Consider the following 7259-nt stretch of genomic DNA (forward strand, 5'->3'; position numbering starts at 1 on the left):
TCTAAGGGGAAGGGTATGCAAGCTTCGACCGCGCCCAAGACAGGCGAGCGCAACCCATGCGACCGATTCAAGAACGTCACATGCCCTTTTTGCGGCATGCTTTGCGACGACCTCGAAATCGAGCGGAATGATAGGGGGCTTGAGGTTCTGAAGAATGGCTGTGGCCGGGCCGTCGCGGGCTTCGAGCGTCAGTTGCCGCCAGCGCCGCCGTTGGTGGGCGGCAAAGAGGTGCTGCTTTCGGATGCGATCTCCGAGGCCGCGCAGATCATTAGGCAGGCTGATCTGCCTCTGTATGGAGGCCTGGCGACCGACGTGGACGGCATGCGCGCGGCGATGTCCCTTGCCGATCGCACCGGCGGCGTCGTCGATCATGCCCTCAGTGAGGCGCAGTATCGCAATTTCCAGGTGCTGCAATCGACCGGCTGGACCACCTCCACGCTGACGGAGACGCGCAATCGCGCCGACCTGATCATCGTGGTGGGTACAGACGTCCACAGGCTGCATCCGCGCTTCTTCGAGCGTATCGTCTGTCCCGCCGAATCCATGTTCGACGTGACGCCCGCCAGGCGCACCGTCGTGTTCATCGGCAAGGATCTCGATCGCTCCTGCGCAAGCGGCAAAACCATCGGCGATGTGATCAACCTCCCCTGCGACCGCGTCGGTGAGGTCCTCGGCGTATTGCGCGCGCGCCTGAAGGGCTTCCGCGTTGCCGACAAGGCGCTGCCCGGAATCGAGCTCGCCGAGATCGACGCGCTCGCAGAGCACTGCCGCAAGGCGAATTACGGCGTCGTGGTCTGGGCGCCGCCGAGCTTAGATTTCCCGCATGCCGAAATCGTCGTCGAGCAGATCACCGGGCTCGTGAAGGACCTGAACCAATCCACCCGCTTTGCGGGTCTGTCCCTTGGCGGCAATGAAGGCGCGATCACGGCGGGCGCGGTTTGCGCTTGGCAGAGCGGCTATCCCTTGCGCACGAGTTATGCGAGCGGGGCTCCCGACTATGACCCCTACCGCTACCACATCAGCCGCATGCTCGCCGCCGGCGAAGGCGATGTCCTGACCTGGATCGCCTCCATCGGGACGGAACTCGTGCCGCCGCCAACGGACATCCCAACCATTGTCCTCGGCACTCCGGGCCTTAAGCTTCCCAAAGCCCCGGATGTCTTCATCCCGATTGGTACGCCGGGCGTGGACCACGCAGGACGCCTCATCCGCGTCGACAACGTGGTGTCGCTACCCTTGCAGGATCTCGGCCGTGCTGAGCTGCCGCGAGCCGCCGACGTTCTCGCCGCCATCGAAGCCGCCCTCTAAAGGCCGGAGACTCCTATGCTGACCAAGCTTACCGGCGGAAAAATCTACGACCCTGCCAATGGGGTCAGTGGCGAGGTCCGCGACATCTACGTCAGGGACGGCAAGATCGTCGCGGCCGACCCGAGCGCGCGTGCCGATGAGACCTACGATGTAACAGGCCGCGTCGTGATGGCCGGCGCCATCGATCCGCATACCCATATCGGCGGCGGCAAGATGACGATCGCGCGCACGATGATGCCCGAGGACCATTTGAAGGACCCGGTCGCGCACACCGATCTCACGCGGGCCGGATGCGGACATGCCATCCCTTCGACCCAGATCACCGGCTATCGCTATGCGGAAATGGGCTACACCGCCTGCTTCGAGCCGGCCATGCTCGCCGCCAATGCGCGCCAGGCGCATATGGAAATGGGCGACACGCCCATGATCGACAAAGGCGCTTTCGTCATGCTTGGCAGTGACGATTTTTTCCTGCGCCAGCTCACGCAGAAAGAGGATTTCCAAAGGATCAAGGATTACGTCGCCTGGACAATGCATGCAGCCCAGGCGATTGCGGTTAAGGTCGTCAATCCCGGAGGCATCAGCGCCTTCAAGTTTAATCAGCGCAAGCTGGATCTGGACGAGCAGCACGTCTATTACGGCGTCACGCCTCGTCAGATCATCCTAAATCTCGCGCGCGCGTTAGGCGAGCTTGGCGTCACCCACCCGCTCCATGTCCATGGCTGCAATCTCGGCGTGCCCGGCAATGTCGAGACTACGCTCGGCACCATTCGCGCCGCCGAGGGCTTGCGACTGCACCTGACGCATATCCAGTTTCACAGCTACGGAACCGAGGGTCCCCGCAAATTTTCGTCGGGCGCCGCGCGCGTTGTCGACCTCGTCAACAAATGCCCGAACATCTCCATCGACGTCGGCCAGGTGCTGTTCGGACAGACCTGCACGGCCTCCGGCGACAGTATGCGGCAATACGCGATCTCGCGCAGCGCCAGCCCGAAGAAATCAGTCATCATGGACATCGAATGCGACGCCGGCTGCGGTGTCGTGCCGATGCGCTATCGCGACAAGAGCTACGTCAACGCGCTGCAATGGGCGATCGGGCTGGAGACGTTTCTGCTGATGGAGGATCCCTGGCGGATTTTCCTCACCACCGACCACCCCAACGGCGCGCCCTTCTACACCTACCCACACCTGATCCGGCTCTTGATGGACAAGAGCTTCCGCAACGACATGTTTCAGAAGATCAACCCGGACGCCGCGGCCATGAGCATTCTGCCCTCCCTGACGCGGGAATACACGCTCGACGAGATCGCGATCATGACGCGCGCCGGTCCGGCCCGCAGCCTCGGACTCATGGATCGCGGGCAACTGGGCGCCGGCGCCTCAGGCGACATCACCGTGTACGAGGACAATGCCGACCGCGAAGCGATGTTCGCCACGCCCGAATATGTCTTCAAGAACGGCGAGTTGATCGTACGCAACGGCAAGGTCGTGAAGGTCGTCCACGGCGCCACCCACGTCGCGCGCCCGGACTTCGACCGCGGCCTCGAAAAGTCGCTCCAAGATTATTTCTCGCGCTTTCACACGGTGCAGATGGAAAACTTCAAGCTGGCCGACGGGGAGATCATCGACGGAGGACGCGGCGGCCTCGTCGTGCAGCCGACAGCCCCGCGCGTTTCCTGAATCCTTCGTGGCCGCCCGCTCTAATTCTTCGGGCGGGTTCCCATGATGTCGAAGTCCGCCTCCTGCAAATGATATTTCTGCACGACGTTGGACGTTGCCGCCAAAGCACGCAGGCAAGCATCGTGTGCGGCTCGCTTCGCGACGTCGGCCAATGTTTCACCGTCGCGGACGCGGTCCGACATATCGAAGCAGAGCTGCGCATCCTGCGACTGCGCGGCCGCGAACTGGACGGAGGCGAAACTCGCAGCCAGGGCCCCAACCGCTAAAAACCTCTTGGATCGCATGGTCCGTCCTCTTCAACGCTAACGTCTGTTAGGCCTAACAGAGTGCTAAAATGGCGCGGGTGTTAACTATTTTCTAAGCCGGATGCGTGACACTCCCGAGCATCAGTAGAGGGAACTTAGTCATGCGCACCATCGTAGCTTTCGTCGTCATTGCCGCCACGGTCGTCATGGGCGGCTGCTTTCATCACCGGCAGCAGGTCTACACCGCGGAACTCCCGCCGGTAAACAATCCGCCCTTCAAATAGGCGTGAGGCCTGACGCCGGCGCTGCTTCCGTGTCTCCTCGACGCAAGTTTGCGCGTCGGCGACCGAACCTGCATCGCTGGTGACGCGGTTCGAAAAGCACTCCTGCTCCGACAGGAAAAGCCCGGCTTGGCCGGGCTTCTTTTTTGACGCTGCCCGCTCTGGCTCTGGCGGTCGCGGCTGCCTAGGCCCAGGTCCGCGCCGCCTGGATGCCCGCAAGCGATTCTGCATCCGGCCCGCTCGTGTTCTTCTGCTCACGCAGATGTGGCTGAGACTTGAACGCTCACGCGCTCCTACCCGGAGTATCGTCGCCGCTTGGAGCGACTCAAGCGGGCGAGGAGAGGGTCATGTGGCTGAGCTGGGTTGAAGCAGGCCGCAATCTTGCGGAGCGCATTCCCTATAGTGTCGTCGCGCTGGTGGCGCGTATTGGAGTCGCAAGCGTCTTCTGGCGCTCGGGCCAGACCAAGGTCTCGGGCTTCCAACTCCGCGACCAGACCTTCTTCCTGTTCCGCGAAGAGTACAACGTCCCTCTCCTGGCACCCGACTTGGCCGCTTACCTCGCCACCATTGCGGAGCACGCGCTTTCGGTTTTCCTTTTGGTCGGGATCGCGTCGCGCCTTTCTGCGCTCGGGCTCATGTTCATGGCAGCCGTGATCCAGCTCTTCGTCTACCCGGACGGTTGGCCCGATCACATTCTCTGGTTTGGACTGCTGCTGTTGATCGTGGCGCGCGGCCCCGGCGCTATCTCGGTCGATCATCTTCTCTGGCGGCGCTTGCACCAGGAGCCTGTGCCCGCGCATTGAGCGCGAAATGGGAAGACTTACTGCCCCTGCATCCGCGCGAGCAGTTCTGCCGTGGGATAGGAGTCAGCGGGAAGACCGAACTTTACCTGCATGGTGCGGATGGCGTCGCGGGTTTGCGCACCGATCACTCCGTCGATCTTTCCGACGTCGAAGCCTTGCCGCGCGAGAAGCTGTTGCAGCTCCTTGGTCTGCGCCTGGGTGAGCGGCTCGATCGGTCCGTTGCCTTTGCTGAGGACCGGGCCGCCCGCCAGCCGCGTCGCGTAATAGGCGGCGGTCGTGCAATAGACGAGCGACTTGTTCCACTCGAGATAGATGTCGAAATTCGGATAGGCGAGGAAGGCCGGCCCATTCCGCCCCATTGGCAGGACCAAGCCCACCGGCACATCGTCGGCGGGTAGCGTCTTGCCGTTCAAATAGGTGACGCCGTGCTGGGCCCAGAAGGCAAGTGGCTTCTTGATCGTGACGTCTGCCTCTTGCCACGGCAGATCGGCAGGAACGCGGACCTGCTCGAGCCACGGCTGTTTGGCCTTCCAGCCGATGGACTGGAGATAATTGGCGGCGGAGGCGAGCGAGTCCGGTGCGCTCCTGATCAGGTCGCGCCTGCCGTCGCCGTCAAAGTCGACCGCGTGCTCGAAATAGTTCTTCGGCTGAAACTGGAACTGGCCGACCTCGCCGTGAGCAGGACCGCGCATTTCGGGAGGCGATAGGTCGCCGCGCTCGATCACACGCAAGGCGTAGAGCAGTTGCTCCTGGAACTCCTGGGGACGCCGGCAATCGTAGCTCAAGGTCGCAAGCGACCGGAGCGTCTCCAGATTGCCCATCACCTTGCCGAAATCTGTCTCCAGTCCCCAGAAAGCCACAAGCACGGGACCCGGTACGCCATATTCCTGTTCGATCCGCGCAAACGTGTCCGCGTTTTTCTTCAGCAGCGCGGATCCCATCTGCATGCGATTGGCCGACACCATGCGGCCGGAGAACTGCGCGAAGGTCTGCGCGAACACGCCCTGCCCCCGATCCTTGGCGATCGTCGCCGGATCGTAGGCCAAGCCGTCCAATGCGGTAGAGACCGTCTCGGGCGAGATGCCCTGCGCGATCGCCTGTTGTTTGAATTTTTGGAGCCACGCGCTGAAGCCGGCCGGTCCAGGACAGGCTGCGGCGAACGCCAACCCTCCATTCGCCGCGAGGAGCACACATAGCATCCCGGCGCGCGCGGTGGTTTGCATCATGCGTGTCATGAAGGTTCCGTCATAGATGGAGTGCCCAGATGGAGTGCCCAGATGGAATGACGAGGATATTTGTGGCGACTGCCTCGCTCCAAAACCGACATTTAGTCAGTATGCGGCGGCAATTCGCCCAGCCTGAGCGTTTCCTTTAGCACGTCGATCCGGCGCGAGGCTTGAGTCTGGCTGAGCCCGTTTTGGAAAGCCGCGGGATCGCGCACCTCTTCAGCCAGAATCTTTAGATCCGCGGCTTGGGCCGGAGTCATTGGCTCCCGCGCAGCGACGATGGCCGACGGCTCGAAATGAAGTTGCTGTGTAGCCTGTGTCGCCGATGTGTTCTTCTTCGGCATCCTAGTTTGGGCTCGTCCCACCCCTATGTTTCCTCAGTGTTCGAGTTCACCATACTTAGATAGGTATTGAAAAGGGCAATGGTTAGGCGATTCAGTGTAAAACCTGCCTCAACGGGCGTCGAATAAATGACGCGGTCAGAAAACGAACCCATATGAGATCCTAGACCCCCTACCCGCCCGTTCATCGGATTTTTGGCCGTCTTTGGCATGGCTGGGACAGGAAGGTGCCCCCGTTTGCCTTGGCCTCAAGGAAAGAAGGACCCTGACGATGATCACTTATTTGAAGTACTTCGCTCCGGCGGTATGCGCCCTTAGCTTACTCGCCGGCACGGCCTACCCCGCGTCGGCCAAGATTCGCTGCGAGGGCAACTTTCAGATGACGAAAAATGGCCCCATCGCTACGCCCTATTGCGAGGAAGAGCAGATCGCAAAGGTTGCCCGGTCTTTCGGGGCGAAGGTCACTGCTGCTGAGGTCCACAAAAATCCGCTGAAGAAGGTGTATCTCTGCCAAGTGTATGGGAAGGATGTGAGGCTGAAGGGCTCTTGCGCGGGGTACTCTCCAGAGCAATACCGCTAAAGCCAACAGCGCTTCCAAAACCTCCAAGGCGCCGCAACCCTCGACGGTTCGGCGCCTTTAAACATCCAGCAACCTTAACGCGAAGGATACCAAGACCGCCCCCAAATGGCCCCGGGATAACCTATTCTGAGTCGATGTTTCGCCTTTTTATTCCTTAGGTTACAGCATTGCACCAGTGCGTGCTGACCGGCTCGACTCGTCGTCGGTCCCCCTCCCAAACAAGTTCAGGACTAGGAGCACAACGCATGTCGAAGATGCGAGCCAAGATTATTACGGTGGGGCTGTTGGCCGCTGCCATGTTGCTGCCGGTGAGTTTCGCGCAGGCCAATCAGGTCGGCCACGCCTCCTGGTATGCGCTCTACTCCCGCACCGCGAGCGGCGAGCAGATGAATCCGAGCGCATTGACCGCAGCCCATCGCTCCCTGCCCTTCGGCACGAAGGTTCTCGTGGAGAATCTGAGCAACGGTCGATCGGTGGTCGTTCGCATCAATGATCGTGGCCCCTTCGTTGGCGGTCGCATCATCGACGTCTCAAAGGGTGCAGCTTCTGTCCTCGGCATGGTTGGTTCGGGCACGGCCAAGGTTCGGGTGAGCCAGGCTGGCGGCGGTGCGCTCGCCGCTGCGGCGAAGACGCAGAAAGTCGCTGCTGCGGTTCCCTCCAAGCCGAAGAAAGTGGCTTCAAAGACCTCCAGCAAAAAGCACGTTGCGAGCCATCAGCGTTCGCGTGGAAAGGCGTCACTCGCATCCAAGTCGAGCAGCGGCAAGAAACACGTGGCGTCCAAGTCGCGCACCGGGA

The 7259-nt window shown here is 61.5% G+C and carries 9 protein-coding genes; 6 read left to right on the forward strand and 3 right to left on the reverse strand.

The window, feature by feature from the left end:
• Positions 1 to 15 precede the first annotated feature (15 nt).
• Both ACR2J1_RS09575 and ACR2J1_RS09580 read left to right on the forward strand, forming a co-directional pair.
• Positions 16 to 1308: a formylmethanofuran dehydrogenase gene (locus ACR2J1_RS09575; protein WP_434019095.1), complete on the forward strand. Its 1293-nt coding sequence runs from the start codon at positions 16 to 18 to the stop codon at positions 1306 to 1308.
• Positions 1309 to 1323: 15 nt separating this feature from the next.
• Positions 1324 to 2988: a formylmethanofuran dehydrogenase subunit A gene (locus ACR2J1_RS09580; RefSeq protein ID WP_434019096.1), complete on the forward strand. Its 1665-nt coding sequence runs from the start codon at positions 1324 to 1326 to the stop codon at positions 2986 to 2988.
• 20 nt (positions 2989 to 3008) lie between these two features.
• Here the strand turns inward: ACR2J1_RS09580 and ACR2J1_RS09585 are convergent, their stop codons facing one another.
• Positions 3009 to 3272 (reverse strand): hypothetical protein, encoded by a 264-nt coding sequence (locus ACR2J1_RS09585; protein WP_434019097.1) that lies wholly within the window; start codon positions 3270 to 3272, stop codon positions 3009 to 3011.
• A 122-nt stretch (positions 3273 to 3394) separates the two neighbouring features.
• On the opposite strand from ACR2J1_RS09585, the gene ACR2J1_RS09590 reads away from it, so the two are divergent.
• Both ACR2J1_RS09590 and ACR2J1_RS09595 read left to right on the forward strand, forming a co-directional pair.
• Positions 3395 to 3517 carry a hypothetical protein gene (locus ACR2J1_RS09590; protein WP_434019098.1) on the forward strand — a complete coding sequence of 41 codons (123 nt, stop codon included), beginning with the start codon at positions 3395 to 3397 and terminating at the stop codon, positions 3515 to 3517.
• Between the two features lie 344 nt (positions 3518 to 3861).
• Positions 3862 to 4317 carry a DoxX family protein gene (locus ACR2J1_RS09595; protein WP_434019099.1) on the forward strand — a complete coding sequence of 152 codons (456 nt, stop codon included), beginning with the start codon at positions 3862 to 3864 and terminating at the stop codon, positions 4315 to 4317.
• Between the two features lie 17 nt (positions 4318 to 4334).
• On the opposite strand, the gene ACR2J1_RS09600 is transcribed toward ACR2J1_RS09595, so the two are convergent.
• Together ACR2J1_RS09600 and ACR2J1_RS09605 are read right to left on the reverse strand one after the other, a co-directional pair.
• The gene (locus ACR2J1_RS09600) at positions 4335 to 5552 is read right to left on the reverse strand and encodes a lytic murein transglycosylase (RefSeq protein ID WP_434019100.1); all 1218 of its coding nucleotides are present in this window, start codon (positions 5550 to 5552) and stop codon (positions 4335 to 4337) included.
• Between the two features lie 92 nt (positions 5553 to 5644).
• On the reverse strand, positions 5645 to 5887 hold the full coding sequence (locus ACR2J1_RS09605; RefSeq protein ID WP_434019101.1) for a DUF3072 domain-containing protein: 243 nt from the start codon (positions 5885 to 5887) through the stop codon (positions 5645 to 5647).
• 268 nt (positions 5888 to 6155) lie between these two features.
• On the opposite strand from ACR2J1_RS09605, the gene ACR2J1_RS09610 reads away from it, so the two are divergent.
• Both ACR2J1_RS09610 and ACR2J1_RS09615 read left to right on the forward strand, forming a co-directional pair.
• Positions 6156 to 6464 carry a hypothetical protein gene (locus ACR2J1_RS09610; RefSeq protein WP_434019102.1) on the forward strand — a complete coding sequence of 103 codons (309 nt, stop codon included), beginning with the start codon at positions 6156 to 6158 and terminating at the stop codon, positions 6462 to 6464.
• Positions 6465 to 6709: 245 nt separating this feature from the next.
• A partial coding sequence (locus ACR2J1_RS09615) for a septal ring lytic transglycosylase RlpA family protein (RefSeq protein WP_434019103.1) occupies positions 6710 to 7259 on the forward strand: 550 nt, incomplete at its 3' end.

This window comes from Methyloceanibacter sp. (genome assembly GCF_050999895.1).
Lineage (GTDB): Bacteria > Pseudomonadota > Alphaproteobacteria > Rhizobiales > Methyloligellaceae > Methyloceanibacter.